The 17099-nt window shown below is 67.4% G+C and carries 17 protein-coding genes and 1 tRNA gene; 12 read left to right on the plus strand and 6 right to left on the minus strand.

Going from position 1 to position 17099, the window contains the following annotated elements:
- The first annotated feature begins 221 nt into the window (after positions 1–221).
- On the plus strand, positions 222–1340 hold the full coding sequence (gene ald, locus QMG61_RS00260; RefSeq protein WP_283492330.1) for an alanine dehydrogenase: 1119 nt from the start codon (positions 222–224) through the stop codon (positions 1338–1340).
- Here ald and QMG61_RS00265 read toward each other — a convergent pair.
- From QMG61_RS00265 to QMG61_RS00280, 4 genes are all read right to left on the minus strand, one after another.
- On the minus strand, positions 1330–1980 hold the full coding sequence (locus tag QMG61_RS00265) for a TetR/AcrR family transcriptional regulator (RefSeq protein ID WP_283492331.1): 651 nt from the start codon (positions 1978–1980) through the stop codon (positions 1330–1332). The genes ald and QMG61_RS00265 overlap by 11 nt on opposite strands.
- Before the next feature lie 8 nt (positions 1981–1988).
- Positions 1989–3290, minus strand: a complete 1302-nt coding sequence (locus QMG61_RS00270; protein WP_283492332.1) for an ABC transporter permease — start codon at positions 3288–3290, stop codon at positions 1989–1991.
- Positions 3287–4021 (minus strand): ABC transporter ATP-binding protein, encoded by a 735-nt coding sequence (locus tag QMG61_RS00275; protein WP_283492333.1) that lies wholly within the window; start codon positions 4019–4021, stop codon positions 3287–3289. Before QMG61_RS00275 ends, QMG61_RS00270 begins: the two co-directional genes overlap by 4 nt.
- Before the next feature lie 186 nt (positions 4022–4207).
- Positions 4208–4846 (minus strand): MBL fold metallo-hydrolase, encoded by a 639-nt coding sequence (locus tag QMG61_RS00280; protein WP_283492334.1) that lies wholly within the window; start codon positions 4844–4846, stop codon positions 4208–4210.
- Between the two features lie 76 nt (positions 4847–4922).
- Between QMG61_RS00280 and QMG61_RS00285 the strand changes: the two genes are divergently transcribed.
- From QMG61_RS00285 to QMG61_RS00330, 10 genes are all read left to right on the plus strand, one after another.
- Entirely contained in the window at positions 4923–5825 is a 903-nt protein-coding gene (locus tag QMG61_RS00285; RefSeq protein WP_283492335.1) for a diacylglycerol/lipid kinase family protein, read from the plus strand.
- Positions 5826–5880: 55 nt separating this feature from the next.
- Positions 5881–5953: transfer RNA gene (locus QMG61_RS00290), tRNA-Glu, on the plus strand.
- A gap of 263 nt (positions 5954–6216) precedes the next feature.
- A complete protein-coding gene (locus tag QMG61_RS00295; protein ID WP_283492336.1) occupies positions 6217–7242 on the plus strand; it encodes a TerC family protein in 1026 nt (341 codons plus the stop codon).
- A 113-nt stretch (positions 7243–7355) separates the two neighbouring features.
- Positions 7356–8201 carry a PP2C family protein-serine/threonine phosphatase gene (locus QMG61_RS00300; RefSeq protein WP_283492337.1) on the plus strand — a complete coding sequence of 282 codons (846 nt, stop codon included), beginning with the start codon at positions 7356–7358 and terminating at the stop codon, positions 8199–8201.
- A 167-nt stretch (positions 8202–8368) separates the two neighbouring features.
- Positions 8369–9814 (plus strand): 3-isopropylmalate dehydratase large subunit, encoded by a 1446-nt coding sequence (leuC, locus tag QMG61_RS00305; protein ID WP_283492338.1) that lies wholly within the window; start codon positions 8369–8371, stop codon positions 9812–9814.
- Between the two features lies 1 nt (position 9815).
- Positions 9816–10424, plus strand: coding sequence for a 3-isopropylmalate dehydratase small subunit (gene leuD / locus QMG61_RS00310; protein ID WP_283492339.1), 609 nt, complete (start codon positions 9816–9818; stop codon positions 10422–10424).
- A gap of 101 nt (positions 10425–10525) precedes the next feature.
- Positions 10526–11854 (plus strand): UDP-N-acetylglucosamine 1-carboxyvinyltransferase, encoded by a 1329-nt coding sequence (murA, locus tag QMG61_RS00315; protein WP_283492611.1) that lies wholly within the window; start codon positions 10526–10528, stop codon positions 11852–11854.
- A 100-nt stretch (positions 11855–11954) separates the two neighbouring features.
- Entirely contained in the window at positions 11955–12710 is a 756-nt protein-coding gene (locus tag QMG61_RS00320) for a lysophospholipid acyltransferase family protein (RefSeq protein ID WP_283492612.1), read from the plus strand.
- On the plus strand, positions 12700–13827 hold the full coding sequence (locus QMG61_RS00325) for an NAD(P)H-dependent glycerol-3-phosphate dehydrogenase (protein WP_283492340.1): 1128 nt from the start codon (positions 12700–12702) through the stop codon (positions 13825–13827). The genes QMG61_RS00320 and QMG61_RS00325 overlap by 11 nt, the downstream gene beginning before the upstream one ends.
- Positions 13730–14833, plus strand: coding sequence for a D-alanine--D-alanine ligase family protein (locus tag QMG61_RS00330; protein WP_283492341.1), 1104 nt, complete (start codon positions 13730–13732; stop codon positions 14831–14833). Before QMG61_RS00325 ends, QMG61_RS00330 begins: the two co-directional genes overlap by 98 nt.
- Positions 14834–14848: 15 nt before the next feature.
- Here QMG61_RS00330 and QMG61_RS00335 read toward each other — a convergent pair whose 3' ends face one another.
- A complete protein-coding gene (locus QMG61_RS00335) occupies positions 14849–15364 on the minus strand; it encodes a DUF3515 family protein (protein WP_283492342.1) in 516 nt (171 codons plus the stop codon).
- Between the two features lie 24 nt (positions 15365–15388).
- On the opposite strand from QMG61_RS00335, the gene thiL reads away from it, so the two are divergent.
- Complete coding sequence (gene thiL / locus QMG61_RS00340) at positions 15389–16396, plus strand: thiamine-phosphate kinase (RefSeq protein ID WP_283492343.1); 1008 nt, start codon at positions 15389–15391, stop codon at positions 16394–16396.
- Between the two features lie 102 nt (positions 16397–16498).
- On the opposite strand, the gene rsmD is transcribed toward thiL, so the two are convergent.
- Positions 16499–17089 carry a 16S rRNA (guanine(966)-N(2))-methyltransferase RsmD gene (gene rsmD, locus QMG61_RS00345; RefSeq protein WP_283492344.1) on the minus strand — a complete coding sequence of 197 codons (591 nt, stop codon included), beginning with the start codon at positions 17087–17089 and terminating at the stop codon, positions 16499–16501.
- Positions 17090–17099: the final 10 nt, after the last annotated feature.

Consider the following 17099-nt stretch of genomic DNA (forward strand, 5'->3'; position numbering starts at 1 on the left):
AAACCCCTGAACCACTGCGGAATGGCGTGCTGAAGGGTCCCGGCGGCGTCGTCCGGCTCGTGAGCGCGCTGAGACAGGGGCTGGGCGGGTGACGCGCACCCCGGTGGCCATCGATGGACCCGCCGAAAAGGCGGCCCTATTCTTGACCCCGCCGCCGGCAACGTCGCTTGAGGCATGCCAGCAGACCCTTCCACGAGAACCAACCAGCAATGGAGTCGGCCATGATCATCGGTGTACCCAAGGAAATCAAGAACAACGAGTACCGCGTCGCGATCACCGCCGCGGGGGTGCACGAGTTCCTGGCCAACGGCCACACCGTGCTGGTCGAGACGGGGGCCGGAATCGGCTCGCAGATCAGCGACGAGGAATACCGGGTCGCCGGCGCCGAGCTGATCGACTCCGCCGATGTGCTCTGGGCCCGGTCGGACATGGTCATGAAGGTCAAGGAGCCGGTCGCCGCGGAATACCACCGCTTCCGTGCCGGGCTCGTGCTCTTCACCTACCTGCACCTGGCCGCCGAGCCGGAGCTGACCGCGGCGCTGATCGAAGCGGGAGTCACCGCCATCGCCTACGAAACCGTGCAGACCCCCGCCCGCGGCCTACCGCTGCTCGCCCCGATGAGCGAGGTCGCCGGTCGGCTTTCCGTTCAGGTCGGCGCACAGTCTCTGATGGCCCCGGCCGGCGGCAAGGGTGTGCTGCTCGGCGGCGTGCCCGGGGTGCGTCCAGCGAAGGTGGTCGTGCTCGGTGCCGGCGTGGCCGGGACCAACGCCGCCGCGATGGCCCTGGGGCTGGGTGCCGACGTGACCATCCTCGACATCAACATCGACCGGCTCCGCCAGCTCGACGGGCAGTACCAGGGTCGGCTGAAGACGGTCGCCTCGAACTCCTATGAGGTCGAGCGGGCCGTCGTCGATGCGGACCTGGTGATCGGCTCGGTCCTGATTCCGGGGGCAAAGGCGCCGAAACTGGTCACGAATGCGCTGGTCGCGCGGATGAAGCCCGGCTCGGTGCTGGTCGACATCGCCGTCGATCAGGGCGGCTGCTTCGAGGACACCCGCCCGACGACGCACGAGAACCCGACCTACACCGTGCACGAGTCGATCTTCTACTGCGTGGCGAACATGCCCGGCGCGGTGCCGAACACCTCCACCTACGCCCTCACCAACGTCACCCTGCGCTACGGGATCGCCCTGGCCAACCTGGGCGTGAAGGTTGCCTGCGAGCGCGACTCGACGCTGGCCCTCGGCCTGAACGTCGCCGCCGGGCGGGTCACCCACAAGTCCGTGTCCGACGCGCACGGCCTGGAACTGGCCGACTGGCGGGAGCTCGTCACGGCCTGACGCCAGGGCCCGCCGCACCGGTGATGCGGCCGACCAGGCCGAGCGAATGCCGGAGGAGCTCGCTCGGGGTCCCGGCAAAGCCAGCACAGAACCACTTCTGCATCGAGAAACGCATCACGCTTCCCGCGAGAGCGACGACCATGCAGGCCTCGTCCCCCAGATCGGGCGTGGATTCCTCGGCACGGCCCCGTGCATGGAGGCGCTCCAGCACGAGCTGGGTGAGGCTCTCCTCGAGCTCGGCAATGCGCGTATTCTCGAGGCTGAGCAGGTCCGGGGTTCGTTCGATCAGCATCCGCCGTGACTTGAGGACGTCGAGGTCCGGCTCCCGACCGACCAGCGCCGCGGTGATCAGCCCGACGAGGTCTCCGAGAATGTCGGGGCCGGTGCCGTGCACGAAAGCCGCGAGGTCGGCATCCGACGGCACCGGTGGCGCCGTGCCGAGAAAGACGCCCTCTTTGGTGCCGAAATAGTTGAAGAACGTGCGCTGGGAGACCAGGCCCGCTTCGCAGATCATGTCGACCGTGACACTGTCGTAGCCGTGTTCGAGCGCGAGGGCCAGCGCCGCCCGTTCCAGGCGAGTCTGGGTGGCCGCGCGCTTTCGGGCGCGCAGCCCGTCGTCGAGGGGTGGCCTACTCGTCATTCGGCCCACTACTCGTAGCGCAGGGCGTCGATCGGGTTCTGCCTGGCGGCGGACCTGGCCGGAAGGGTACCGGCCAGGAAGGCGATCAGCATCACCACGCCGATGATGATGGCGATGGAGCTCGGGGCGAACTGAACGACCTGCAGGCCGGGCAGGGCGGAGAACACGCCGTCGGCGAGGATGTTGCTGACCACCGAACCCACTCCGACCGCGGCCAGTGCGCCCAGGGCGCTGCCGAGGAAGCCGATGAAGACGGCCTCGGTGCTGAAGAGGGTATAGACCCGCCCGCCGTTCATTCCCATGGCCTTCATCAGGCCGATCTCGCGGGTGCGCTCCTGCACGCTCATCAGCAGGGTGTTGATGATGCCGAAACCGGCGGCGATGAGCGCGATCACGGCGAACGCGTTGAGCACGCCGATGATGACGTTGATCACGGTCTGGAAGGAGCCGATCGTGTCGGCGACGGTCTGAGAGGCGTATCCCTGGGTGGCGAGATCGTCCTTGATCGCGGTGATCTCTGCCGCGGTGCTCGAGGCGTCGAAGAGCGCGGTGGCCGTCGCGTAGCTGTCCGAGGCGCCGGCGGGTGCCCCGGTGACCTGGATCGCCTGTAGCCCGTCGGTCAGGTGCTGGTTGAGCCCTGCGCCCACGCCGAGGATCGTTTCATTCTGCACGCCGATGACCGTGGCCTTGGCTTCCTGCTGCACTCCGGTGTAGTCGGTGATTCCGATCGAGACGGTCTTGCCGATCGCGGCCTTCGCGTCTGCGAAGCCCAGATTCTTCAGGTAGGTCGTCGGCAGCAGGACCTCGTCGGTCGTACTCGAGTTGTCCAGTTGCGCGCCGGCGGCCAGATCGGCGGTGGTGAGGGTGGCCGCGGCATTGACGATGAGCTCGAACTTGCCATTTCCGTCGTACTCGATGTAGTCGGGCGTGACCCGCACCGATGGATCGACTCTCAGGATGCCGGTGGTCTTGCCGATCGCGGTGATGTCCTTGGCGGTGAGCGCCTGGATGGTCGTACCCGGGCGGGATCCGTTGCCCAGGCTGACCGTGGTCGCCTTGCTCGGGTCGTAGGCGGCCGGGCCTTCGGTGGCGGATGAGGTGGAGTCGGCGGCCTTGGAGATCGTGAGCACATCCGCCGCCCCAATGGCGGTGACCTGGGTGTCGATGTAGCTCGTGACGCCGGTGCCGATGCCGCTGGTGATGGTGAGGGTGAAGGCGCCGATGAAGATCGCGATCACGGTCAGTCCGGTGCGGACCTTGCTGCGGAAGCTGTTCGCGATCGCGGTCTTGACGATGTCGATGAACTTCATGCGTGTGCTCCTGCGTGTGCTCCGGCGTGCCTCTTGCGCGGGATTCCGGATTCGGTGGTGTCCTCGAGGCCGTCGCGGATGAAGATCTGGCGGTCGCAACGCGCGGCGAGTTCGATGTCGTGGGTGACGATGATGAGCGTGATGCCGTTGTTCTTGTTGAGCGCGAAGAGGATGTCTTCGACGACGGCCCCGGTCGCCGTGTCAAGGTTGCCGGTCGGTTCGTCCGCGAAGATCACCTTCGGGTTGTTCACGAGGGCGCGGGCGATGACGGCGCGCTGCTTCTGCCCGCCGGAGAGGTTGATCGCCTTGTTCTTGGCTTTGTCGGCCAGTTCGAGCTGTTCCAGCGCGGCCATGCCACGGGCCTTGCGTTCCCTGGGTGGGACGCCGGCGATCTTGAGCGGGAGCACGACGTTGTCGAGCACGCTCGCGTTGGCGGTGAGGAAGAACTGCTGGAAGACGAAACCGAAGTCCTGGTTGCGTAGCCGGTTCACCTCCTTGCCCTTGAGTTTTTTCGCGTCGGTGCCCTCGACCAGCAGCGTGCCGCTGTCTGGATCGTCGAGGAGCGCGAGCAGGTGCATCAGCGTGGACTTGCCCGATCCGCTCTTGCCGACGATGGCGATGGATTCACCCGCTGCGATGTCCAGGGACACCCCCTTGAGCGCGTCGAAACGGTTCGCGCCGCTCCCATAGGACTTGCCTATGTTCTGGGCGGAAAGCACGGGAACGCTCATGAGGCGGGGTCCTTCGTTGAGAGGAGACAATAAAATTACAGTAGCTGCACACATGCGGGGCTGGCTGGGAGCGGGCTGAGTGCGTGCCGGTAGTTCACGGCACGTTCAGTTGCGCACAAAGCACCCTCGTGGAGTGCGCGAGCGTGCTTTTTCCGCAACCCAACCGCCGATCGACGGACGGGCGAGTCAGAGGTCCAGCGACTCGTTTGGCTCCAGGGGGAAGAATTCCCCGCCGTTCTGCTCGGTGGCGGACTTGATCCGGGTGTTCGACAGGTCCTTCCCGGCCCTGGAGAGCAGCATCTCGTGGGTGGGGAAGCTGCGTCGCGGCTTGATCGCCAGCACGTAGTCGATGACCTCGCTGATCTTGAGCCAGGGAGCGTTGGCCGGAACGGCGAGGGTATTCACCTCGACGTCGGCCGGGATCGTGAACGAGTCCCCGCCGTAGTAGAGCTCGTCGTTGACCAGCACTCCGACATTGTCGATCACCGGGATCGACTCGTGGATGACCGCATGCGTCCGGCCGAAGAACCGGAGCCGGAACGGACCCGCCTCCACGCTGTCGCCGTCCGCGACGACCGTGACCGGATACCCCTTTGCCGCGGCGGCGACCCCGGCCGGACCGAAGATCCGCACGTCGGGGCTGAACTTGAGGATCCGGTCCAGCTGCTCCGCCGTCCAGTGGTCCGGGTGCTCATGCGTGATGACGACGGCATCCGCGTTGGTGGTGTCGGTGAGGGCTGTCGTGAACGACCCGGGATCGATGAACAGCCGGCGACCGGCGACGTCGACGACGAGGGCGGCGTGCTCCAGCTTGGTCAGCTTCATGCCCCGAGCTAATACCAATTCGGATCGCCGTGCAAGCCGCGACACACCGTGCTCGATCGCCCCCTACGCTGGCCCCATGCCTGCTCCTGCACTCTGCATCATCGTCGCGGTCAACGCCTACGCCTCCTTCGGCCGCCGCGCCGATGTCGGTCCCCGGGTCGGGGCCGCCCTGATCGCGGCCGGCCACACCGTCACCGTGCGCAGCGAAGTCAACTTCGAGCTTCTCCGCACCGAGGTGGCGTCCGAGCTGGTGCCGGGCGTAGACGTGCTCGTCGTGGTCGGCGGCGACGGGATGGTGAGCCTCGCCACGAACCTGCTCGCCGGAACCACGATTCGGCTGGCCATTGTGCCGACGGGCACGGGCAACGACCTTGCGCGCGGGCTGGGAATCCCGCTCGACGATACCGACGGCGCCATCCGTCATCTCCTCGACGCGATCTCACGGCCGCCGCGGGCAATCGACGCCATCCTCGTGCGGGCCGAAGGCCGCACCAGCTGGTGCGCCGGCGTCGTCTCGGCCGGCTTCGACGCCGTGGTCAACGACCGGGCCAACCGGATGCGGCGCCCGCGCGGCAAGAGCCGGTACACGCTCGCGATGCTGCTGGTGCTCGCGACCTTCAGGCCGCTGTCCTACCGGCTGAGCGTCGACGGCGTGGAACGCAGCATCCGGGCCATGCTGATCTCGGTGGCGAACAACACCTCGATCGGCGGCGGCATGCGGATCGCCCCCGACGCGCGCATCGATGACGGCCTGCTCGACCTGTTCATCGTCTCGCCCCTGTCCAGGCTGGGCTTGCTCCGGGTGTTCCCCAAAGTATTCTCCGGAACGCATACCGGGCTTCCGCAGGTCGAACTCAGTCGTTGCCGCAGCGTGCGAATCGACGCGGACAACGTCGTCGCCTACGGGGACGGCGAGCGAATCGGACGCCTGCCCATGCAGCTCGATGTGGTGCCCGGAGCCCTGCTCGTACACGCCTGAGCCGCTCAGTTTGGTTCCGGTCCATTTCGTGTGGCATACTCGGTGAGTTGCAAACGGCCCCATCGTTTAGCGGCCTAGGACATCGCCCTCTCACGGCGGTAACGCGGGTTCGAATCCCGCTGGGGTCACAACGAGAAAAGCTCCTCCGGTTCGCCGGGGGAGCTTTTTTGTGGTCGGTGCGCGAGTGGCCCGAAACCGGGGAGCGTGCCGGTAGACTGCACCGAGTGAAAGGGAGTATCCCTGTGGGCTGAGATTCTTCGCCCTACGCCGTGATCGTCAACACGGGCCGCAGCATCGCAGGCCCCGGGCACGGTGGTATCGATAAATACGGGAGAGACTTTCGGGTATTTGTGTTGCCTCCGGCACCCGTCAGTGAAAGGCCTTCCCCCGCATGGATCTTGCCCTCCCGCTCTGGTTTGAGATCGGCGCCCTCGTCGGCCTCACCCTCATCCTGGTCGCCGACCTGCTGATCGTCTTCAAGAGGCCGCACGTGCCGTCGATGCGGGAGGCGAGCCTCTGGGTGGCCTTCTACGTGGGACTCGCCCTCGTCTTCGCGCTGCTGATGCTGCTGCTCGCCGACGCCGAACACGCCGGCCAGTTTCTCGCCGGCTGGCTGACCGAGTACAGCCTCAGCATCGACAACCTGTTCGTCTTCATCATCATCATGGCCAGGTTCCAGGTGCCGAGGAAGTACCAGCAGGAGGTGCTCATGGTCGGCGTGATCATCGCGCTCGTGCTGCGCGGCATCTTCATCCTGCTCGGCGCCCAGCTGATCGAGAACTTCAGCTGGATCTTCTACATTTTCGGGGCGTTCCTGCTCTACACCGCGGTGCATCAGGCGATCGCGAAGGAGCCGGACGAGGACGAGGCCGAAAACGGCTTCATTCGCCTGCTCCGGAAGCGCATGCGGATTTCCCCGTCGTTCGACGGTTCCAAGCTTCGAACCCGCGTGGACGGGCGCAAGATCTTCACCCCGATGCTGATCGTGCTTCTGGCGATCGGAACGACCGACCTGGTCTTCGCCCTCGACTCCATTCCGGCGATCTTCGGCATCACGACCAGCCCATTCATCGTGTTCACGGCGAACGTCTTCGCGTTGATGGGCCTGCGTCAGCTGTACTTCCTGCTCGGAGGGCTGATCGAGCGGCTGGACTACCTGAAGTACGGGATCGCCTTCATCCTCTTCTTCATCGGCGTCAAGCTCGTGCTGCACGCCCTGCACACGAACGAGGTCGGATTCATCAACGGCGGAAACGGAGTCGAGTGGGCGCCGGAGATCGGCACCTGGACGTCGCTCGGCGTGATTGTCGGGTCGATGGCCGTCGCCACAGTGGCCAGCCTGATCAAGGCGTCCCACGACGCCCGCAAGCGAGGCCACACCCTGGCCGAGGAGATCCCGGAGCTCGTGGAGGAGTAGCCCGTGCCTGGCGAGGCCGCGGCGACCGCCACGGAACTTGGTACGGTGGAAGCTTGTCTTCGTCTGTGACCGCTGCGGCTCATCGGCGCGAGGAACCCAACACTGGAGTGCGCATGGCCCAATCTGGCGAGATCAACATGATGCTGCCCTCCGGCCGGGTGCTGTTCACCTTCAGCGCCCACAGCGACGTCGGACTCGTGCGCAAGATCAATGAGGACAGCCTGATGGCCCAGGCGCCGGTGTTCCTCGTCGCCGACGGGATGGGCGGGCACGCCAACGGAGACGTGGCCAGCCAGACCGTCACGCGAGTGTTCGACGAGCACATCGAGCTGGGCACCCCCTCGACCCCCGAGCGCATCCTCGACGCCATTCACTCGTCGAACGACGCGGTGCGCGACATCAGCACCGTCGACGACTTCGGCACGGCGGTCTCCGGGACGACACTCGCCGGGGTGGCCTTCGTGGATGCCGGCGACGACGTCGGATTCCACTGGATGGCCTTCAACGTCGGCGATTCACGGGTCTACACCTGGGACGGCAGCGCCCTGGTGCAGGTGAGCGTCGACCACTCGGCCGTGCAGGAGATGGTGGACGCCGGCCTGATCACGGCCGAATCCGCCGAGAAGCACCCGGAGCGCAACGTGATCACGAGAGCCATCGGCGCCGACGAATTCGTCGACGCCGACGTCTGGCTGCTGCCGGCATCCGGGCGCCATGCGTTCCTGGTCTGCTCCGACGGCCTGACCAAGGAGCTGGACGCCGCGGAAATCGCCGCGCTGCTCACCGCCCATGCCGAATCCGGGCAGACCGAACGCTCCATCGCGGAGATGCTCGTCGACGCCGCACTGGCCAACGGCGGCCATGACAATGTGACCGTCGTCTACGTCGAATCGGTGCTGGGTGAGGAATTCCTGCCGGGGAACGCACCTGATCCCGGCCCGAATCCGGCGGCACCGTAGCCCTGAAATGGACGGCGTTCCCAGTCTTGGCACACGCGAAGTGTTAGCCTGTCGGAGTGCTGATGGGTCGACTTTTTCTTCTCCGCCGCGACGGGTCCCAGTTCTGAGGCCTCACTCGTCGCGGAGTTCGTCGTTGGCTGCCACCAATCCTGAGGAAGACGCACAACATGACTGACGTAACACCCACGGGCACCCGACCGCGCACCCTGGCCGAAAAGGTCTGGGACAAGCACCTCGTCGCCAAAGGCGAAGACGGAACGCCCGACCTCATCTACATCGACCTGCACCTCGTTCACGAGGTGACCAGCCCGCAGGCCTTCGACGGTCTCCGCCTGGCCGGTCGGCCCGTGCGCCGCCCCGATCTGACCATCGCCACGGAAGATCACAACACCCCGACCCTGGCAATCGACCGGCCCATCGCCGACCCGACCAGCCGCACCCAGATTGAAACGCTCCGCCGCAACTGTGAGGAGTTCGGTGTGCGCCTGCACTCCCTCGGTGACATCGAGCAGGGCATCGTGCACGTCGTCGGCCCGCAGCTCGGCCTGACTCAGCCGGGAATCACCGTCGTCTGCGGCGACTCCCACACCTCCACTCACGGCGCCTTCGGGGCCATGGCGCTCGGAATCGGCACCAGCGAGGTCGAGCACGTGATGGCCACCCAGACGCTCCCGCTCAGCCCGTTCAAGACCATGGCGATCACCGTGAACGGCGCGCTGCGCCCCGGCGTGACGGCCAAGGACATCATCCTGGCCGTGATCGCGAAGATCGGCACCGGCGGCGGCCAGGGCTACGTGCTCGAGTACCGCGGCAGCGCCATCCGAGACCTCTCGATGGAGGGCCGGATGACGATCTGCAACATGTCGATCGAGGCCGGCGCCCGGGCCGGCATGGTGGCCCCGGATGCGACCACCTACGCCTACCTGAAGGGTCGCGCCCACGCACCGTCCGGCCAGGACTGGGACGACGCCGTGGCGTACTGGGACACTCTCGCCACCGATGACGGAGCCACCTTCGACGCGGAGGTCGTGCTCGACGCCGACACCCTCGAACCCTTCGTCACCTGGGGCACCAACCCCGGCCAGGGCGTCTCGCTGAGTGAGACCGTGCCCAACCCCGCCGGCATCAGCGACGCCAACGAGCGTGCCGCCGCAGAGCGCGCCCTCGAATACATGGACCTCACGGCCGGCACCCCGATGAAGGAGATCAGGGTCGACACCGTCTTCCTCGGCTCCTGCACCAACAGCCGGGTGGAAGACCTCCGCGCGGCGGCCGAGATCATCAAGGGACACTCCCTGGCCGACGGGGTGCGGATGCTGGTGGTCCCCGGATCCGCCCGGGTGCGAATCGAGGCCGAAGCCGAGGGTCTCGACAAGATCTTCCTCGACTTCGGCGCCGAGTGGCGTTTCGCAGGCTGCTCGATGTGCCTCGGGATGAACCCCGACCAGCTCGAACCGGGGGAACGGTGCGCCTCGACGAGCAACCGGAACTTCGAGGGCCGACAGGGCAAGGGAGGACGCACGCACCTCGTGTCCCCGCTCGTCGCCGCGGCCACGGCGATCCGCGGCACCCTCTCAAGCCCGTGGGACCTGATCCAGGATGGAGATCGCTGAGATGGAAAAGTTCACGACCGTCACGGGAATCGCGCTGCCCTTGCGCCGTTCCAACGTCGACACCGACCAGATCATCCCGGCCGTCTACCTCAAGAGGGTCACCAAGACCGGTTTCGACGACGCCCTGTTCGCCGCCTGGCGCCAAGACCCCGACTTCGTACTCAACCAGCCCGCATACCAGGGGGCCAGGGTGCTCGTGGCCGGGGCAGACTTCGGTACCGGCTCCTCCCGTGAGCATGCCGTTTGGGCGCTCCGCGACTACGGCTTCGACGTTGTGCTCAGCCCACGATTCGGTGACATCTTCCGGGGCAACTCCGGCAAGCAGGGACTCCTCGCCGGCACGATCACCGAGGCCGATGCCCAACTCCTCTGGGACATCATCGAGGCCGACCCGGGAATAGAACTCACGGTGGATCTGGTTGCCCGCACGGCACGCGTCGGTGACCTGGTCATCCCGTTCGTGATCGACGACTACACCCGTTGGCGCCTCCTCGAGGGCCTCGACGACATTGGCCTGACCCTGCGCGACGAGGCGCGGATCTCAGAATTCGAATCCCACCGGGAGTCATGGCGACCCCGAACCCTCCCCGCAAAGCAGGTAAATCAGTGAGCACAGTCAGCGATGTCGAGCGCAATCGTGGCCTCGCACAGCAACGTGAAGACGACCAGAACCGCGAAAATGCGCAGAACGCCCAGAACTGGGGCGCGGCCGTGGGACTGAAAGGCGACAAGATCACGATCCGCGGCGGCATTCCGCTGCGCGGCCGGATCGAGCTGAAGGGCGCGAAGAACCTGGTCACCAAGGCCATGGTCGCCGCGCTCCTCGGGGAAAGCCCGAGCGTGCTGAAGAACGTGCCGAACATCAGCGACGTGCGTATTGTGCGCGAGCTGCTCGAGGTGCACGGCGTCAAGGTCACCGACGGCGACGAGCCCGGCGAACTGCTGCTCGACCCGGTCGACGTCGAGAGCGCCCACTTCGCGGCGATCGACGCCCACGCGGGGTCCTCCCGAATCCCGATCCTGTTCTGCGGGCCGCTGCTGCACCGCCTCGGTGAGGCGTTCATCCCCGACCTCGGCGGTTGCCGCATCGGCGACCGCCCGATCGACTATCACCTCGACGTGCTGCGCAAATTCGGCGCCGTGGTCGAGAAGCAGCCCAACGGCATCCGGATGTCCGCGCCCAACGGTCTCAAGGGCACCAAGGTGTCTCTGCCGTACCCGAGCGTTGGAGCCACCGAGCAGGTGTTGCTCACCGCGGTCCGCGCCGAGGGCATCACCGAGCTCAAGGGCGCGGCGATCGAGCCGGAGATCATGGATCTCATCAACATCCTGCAGAAGATGGGCGCCATCATCACGGTCGACACCGACCGGGTGATCCGGATCGAGGGCGTCGAGCGGCTGGAGGGCTACAACCACCGCGCACTGTTCGACCGGAACGAGGCGGCCAGCTGGGCGGCTGCCGCCCTGGCCACCGACGGTGACATCTTCGTCGGCGGAGCCAAGCAGGCGGAAATGCTCACCTTCCTCAACGTGTTCCGCAAGGTCGGCGGCGCGTTCGACATCGCCGACGACGGCATCCGTTTCTACCACCCGGGCGGCGAGCTCAAGCCGGTCATCATCGAGACCGACGTGCACCCCGGCTTCATGACCGACTGGCAGCAGCCGCTCGTGGTCGCGCTCACCCACGCGCACGGCGTGTCGATCGTGCACGAGACCGTCTACGAGCAGAGGTTCGGTTTCGTCGACGCACTCGTCGACATGGGCGCCACGATCCAGATCCACCGCGAATGCCTCGGCGGGCACCCGTGCCGCTTCGGCCAGCGCAACTTCAACCACTCGGCCGTCATCACCGGGCCGACGAAGCTGCACGGCGCCGACATCGAGGTTCCCGACCTGCGCGGCGGCTTCAGCCACCTGATCGCCGCACTCACTGCGGAGGGCACCTCGACCGTCAGCAACGTGGGAATCATCAGCCGCGGCTACGAGAACTTCATCACCAAGCTCGAACTGTTGGGGGCTGACTTCGATCTCGAAGGATAATGGGGCTGTGCCAGTCCCTGAAAACGCGCCAGTCCCTGAAAAGGCGCCAGTCCCTGAAAACGCGCCAGTTCCCGAGGAAGCGTCCACGCCCGAGCAACGGCTGACCGAGAAACGGCAGGGTTCCGAGACCCGGCGACCATCGATTTTCTGGATCCTGGCGGCGATCGCGCTCCCGATCATCAACCTCTCCGTGCGTTACCGCATCGAGGATGGGGACAAGTTCCCACGCACTGGCGCGTTCGTGATGGCGCCCAACCACTTCAGCGAAATCGATCCACTGGTGATGGGCGTGCTGAGCTGGAAGCTGGGGCGCGCGCCCCGGTTCATGGCGAAGGCGTCCGTGTTCGGGATCCCCGTGCTCGGCGCGTTGCTGCGCAAATCGGGGCAGATCCCCGTTGCCCGCGGCGGAGCCGCCCGGGGCAATGAACCCGTCAAGGCCGCCGAACGACTGGTCCGCAACGGCCAGATGGTCGTCGTCTATCCGGAGGGCTCGCTGACCCGCGATCCTGGCCTGTGGCCGATGCGCGGCAAGACCGGCGCGGTGCGGATCGCCCTCGAGCAGGGTATCCCCGTCGTCCCGGTCGCCCACTGGGGCACCCAGGCGCTCATGCCCCGGTACTCCAAGAAGATCAGCCTGTTCCCCCGCAAGACCGTGAAGGTCAAGATTGGCGACCCGCTCGACCTCGCCGAGTTCCGCGGCCGCGCCCTCGACCCGACCACACTGAACGAGGCGACCGCGGTCGTCATGGACGCCATCACCCACCTGCTCGAAGACCTCCGCGAGGAGAAGGCGCCTGCCCACCGCTGGAATCCAGCGGAGCACAACCAGAAAGAGACCGGCCGTTTTGAAGCCTAAGGTTCAGCCAGGCAAGCGGGTCGCCGTTCTCGGCGCCGGCAGCTGGGGCACCACATTTGCGAAGATCCTGGCCGACGGCGGGGCGGACGTCGTGCTCTGGGCGCGCCGGCCCGAACTCGCCCGGGAGATCACCGAGGGGCGCCGCAACAGCGACTACCTCCCGGGCATCAACCTGCCTGCCAGCCTCCGCGCCACCTCGCGGCTCGACCTGGCCCTCGCCGGGGCCGAGCAGGTGTTCGTCTCCGTGCCGAGCCAGTCGCTCAGGGAGAACCTGATCCTCGCCGAACCGTTCCTCGCGCCCGGCGCGATCATCGTGTCGCTGATGAAGGGCGTCGAACGTGGCTCCGGCCTGCGGATGAGCGAGATCATCGCCGAGGTCCTGCCGATCAACCCGGACCTCATCGCCGCCATCTCCGGGCCCAACCTCGCCCTCGAAATCGCCAAGGAGCAGCCCACCGCGGCGGTGGTCTCCTCGAACAGCCTCGAGACCGCGCAGGCGGTCGCCATGCTCGCGACCAACCGCTACTTCCGCTCCTACGTCAACACGGATGTCATCGGCACCGAATTCGGCGGCGTGCTGAAGAACCTGATCGCCGTCGCCATCGGCATCGTCGACGGGGTCGGCTACGGCGAGAACACCAAGGCGTCGATCATCACGCGAGGTCTGGTCGAGATGACGGACTTCGCTGTGGCCTACGGTGCCAAGCCGGAGACCCTGGCCGGGCTGGCCGGACTCGGCGACCTGATCGCCACCTGCCAGTCCCCGCTCTCGCGCAACAACACCGCCGGCCGGCTCCTCGGCCAGGGTTACGGCATCAATGACGTCGTGAAGCAGATGCAGCAGACCACCGAGGGTCTCGCCTCGGTCGGCCCCATTCTCGAGCTCGCCCGTGCCAAGGGGGTGGACATGCCCATCGTCGAGCAGGTTCGCCAGGTGCTGGCCGGTACGCTGAAACCGCGGGATCTCGCCCCGCACCTCACCACGGACTCGGACGAGCCGCAGGGCGAAAGGACGATCGATGACTCACAAGCTCACGGTGGCGCTGCTCTTTGGGGGTCGGTCAAGCGAACATTCGATCAGCTGCGCCACGGCGGGGGGCGTTCTGGCGGCAATTGACCGCGAACGTTACGACGTCATCCCGATCGGCATCACCCGCGACGGGGCCTTCGTGCTGGAGGTGGACGACCCGGCACGGTTCGCGCTCAACGCGGACGAACTGCCGGAGGTCTTCGACAACGGCAGCCGGGTTCGCTGGCCGGAAAGCACCCTCAGCCGGCAGCTGACCGTCACCGACGGCGCCGGTCTCGGTTCGCGCTCGCTCGGCAACGTCGACCTCGTTTTCCCGATCCTGCACGGACCGTTCGGCGAGGACGGCACCATCCAGGGGCTGCTCGAGCTCACCGGTCTGCCCTATGTCGGCTCCGGAGTGCTCGCATCGGCGCTCGGGATGGACAAGCACTTCACCAAGACGGTCTTCCAGCAGGCGTCCCTGCCGGTCGCGCCGTGGCGCACGATCACGGCGGATGACTGGGCGGAGGCTCCCGGGATGGCCCACGCGGCGATCGAGGAACTCGGGCTTCCCGTGTTCGTCAAGCCCGCCAGGGCCGGGTCCAGCGTCGGGGTCAGCAAGGTATCGACGAGGGACCAGCTGCCGGAGGCGATGAGGGTGGCCCTCGCCGAGGACGAGAAGGTGCTGATCGAGGCCGCCCTCGTCGGGCGCGAACTCGAGATCGCGGTTCTGCAGGGTCGCCCAGGCGAACCGACCAGGGCATCCGTCGCCGGCGAGGTACTCGTCAGCGGTCGCGACTTCTACGACTTCGCCGCCAAATATCTGGGCGCCGCCGGCATCGACCTGATCTGCCCCGCCGATCTCACGGCCGCCGAACTCGCCGAGATGCAAAGGCTCGCCATTCGCGCGTTCGACGCCATCGACGGGGCCGGGCTCGCCAGGGTGGACTTCTTCCACACCGAGGGCGGCTGGGTGATCAACGAGATCAACACCATGCCGGGTTTCACCCCGATCTCGATGTTCCCCAGTTGTTGGCTCGCCAGCGGCTACACCTACCCGCAGCTGATCGACGAGCTGATCGAGGTGGCGGTTAGCCGCACGGCGAAGCGGTAACCGGCGCGCCGTGACCTATGGGGCGGTCACGGCCGTGCCGCCGTCGGTGGGGATGGTGAGGTCCTCGACCCCGAGGCACTGCCGGGTGGCCGGGATGGCGGACACCGCCTGGGCCAGGTCGACCAGTACGGTCGAACCGCTGACCGTGCCGGAGTCGATCACCAGCTCGGTCGCCGGGTTGCGACCGTAGGTCGTGTACCGGTAGAGCGGCGCCTCCGAGTCGTCCTCGATCCAGTCGATGCCGTTCACGTTGAGGCAGGGAAGGGTTGTCGGCACCGGTACGGCGACCCCGCAGTGCAGCAGCACCGCGGCGGGGGTGCCCCAGGCCCCGGTGGACTGCGCGTTCGTCTCGCGCTCCGGTAACGCCCCGACGGCGGTGGGCAGGCGCACGATCAGATCGGCGCAGGTCGGATTCGCGGCATCCTTCGACGGCTCGAGCGGCACGATCGCGGTGCAGCCGGTGAGGAGCACGGTGCCGACGACGAGCGTGATCGCGAGGCCGGCGCGGAGGAGGCGGGAACGGGGGGTCATTGCATTCAGGCTACCGTTTGACGTATGACGATTGCTGCGGCCGCACCGCTTCCCTCCGGCCAGACACTCGCCGACCTCAGCGAGGGTGAGGTGCTTGCCCGGATCTTCCCGCGCCTGCCCGGCTCTGCCGCCCAGCTGATCGGACCGGGCGACGACGCCGCCGTGCTGCGGGCCCCGGACGGCCGCTATGTGGTGACCACGGACATGATGATCCAGGGTCCTGACTTTCGTCTGGCCTGGTCGACCCCGCACGACCTCGGCTGGAAGGCAGCCGCGACGAACCTGTCGGATGTCGCCGCCATGGGTGCACGCCCCACCGCCCTGGTCGTCGCCATCGCCGCGCCGCCCTCCACGCCGATCTGGGTGATCGAGGGGATCGCAGACGGACTCAGGGACGGCTGCGAGGCGCTGGCCCCCGGCTGCGGCGTCGTCGGCGGCGACCTGTCCGCCTCCGACGCCCTCACGCTGGCCGTCACGGCCTTCGGCGACCTGGAGGGGCGCGAGCCCGTGTTGCGCTCCGGGGCGCGCCCAGGCGACGTCGTGGCGCTTGCCGGGCGGCTCGGAGACGCCGGGTGGGGGCTCAGCCTGCTGTTCCGGCTCGGTGTGGACGCCGACGGGGTGCCGGATGCCGCGCTCGCCGCTGCACTGCGGCAGCAGCATCCGCGCGAGATCGAAGCCCAGCTCACTCCGGAGCCGCCGATCGACCGCGGCCCGGCCGCCGCGGTCGCCGGGGCGACCGCGATGCTCGACGTGTCGGACGGCCTCGCCATCGACGCCGGGCGACTCGCCCGGGCCAGCGGCGTGGGGATCGATTTCGACGGGGCGACGCTCGGCGACCACGTCGAGCGTGCCCTCGGCGGCGGCGAGGACCACGGACTGCTGGCAACGTTTCCCGCCGGGACGACGCTGCCGGAAGGCTTCCGCCGGCTCGGTGTCGTCACGGCCGAGGCGGGCATGGTGTTCGTCGACGGGACCGCGCACACCCAGGGCGGCTGGGACCCGTACCGCGGTTGGGACGGCGCGGCGGGCTGAGCGCCCCGCCGGTCGATGAGCGCGCCCGTTTCCGCACCCCGCGCCCGCCCCCGCGGTAGCGGGCTGCGGAAACGGGCGCGGCGGCGGGTGCGCGACCGCGAATCAGGCCGGCGGCAGGTCCTGGGCGGAGACGGGAACGGCGTACCAGACGGTGGTGTCGCCGTAGTCCTTGCGCCGGTCGCTCTCGAGGCCGGGGCCCCAGGTCGGTTCGGGGGAGCGGGAACTGCGCTCGACGACCACAAGGGCGTCTTCATCGAGGAGCGGGGCGAGCGCGGCCAGGTTGTGCCCGAGTTCGATCTCCGGCAGGTCGTAGGGCGGGTCAAGGAAGACGAGGTCGAAGCCCTCCCCGGTGGCGGCCAGGAACGACTGGACGGCCTGCGACGTCACCTTGATCTTCGGTGTGTCCTTCTTCGGCGCGGCCCGCAGCACCGCGTCCGTGTTCTTGCGGCACAGCTGCGCGGCCCCGAAGCTGTTCTCGACCAGGGTGACGATGCGGGCGCCCCGGCTGGCTGCCTCGAGGCCGAGCGCACCCGACCCCGCGTAGAGGTCGAGTACCCGGGCGCCGCGCACGATGTCGCGGGCGTCGAGGGCGGAGAAGATCGCTTCGCGCACCCTGTCGCTGGTGGGACGGGTGCCGGTCTTGGGTACAGCCAGGGGCAGGGAACCGGCAAAACCGGCGACAATTCGCGTCATGAGGGTTTCG

The sequence above is a fragment of the Cryobacterium sp. PH31-AA6 genome (assembly GCF_030063195.1).
Taxonomy (GTDB): domain Bacteria; phylum Actinomycetota; class Actinomycetes; order Actinomycetales; family Microbacteriaceae; genus Cryobacterium.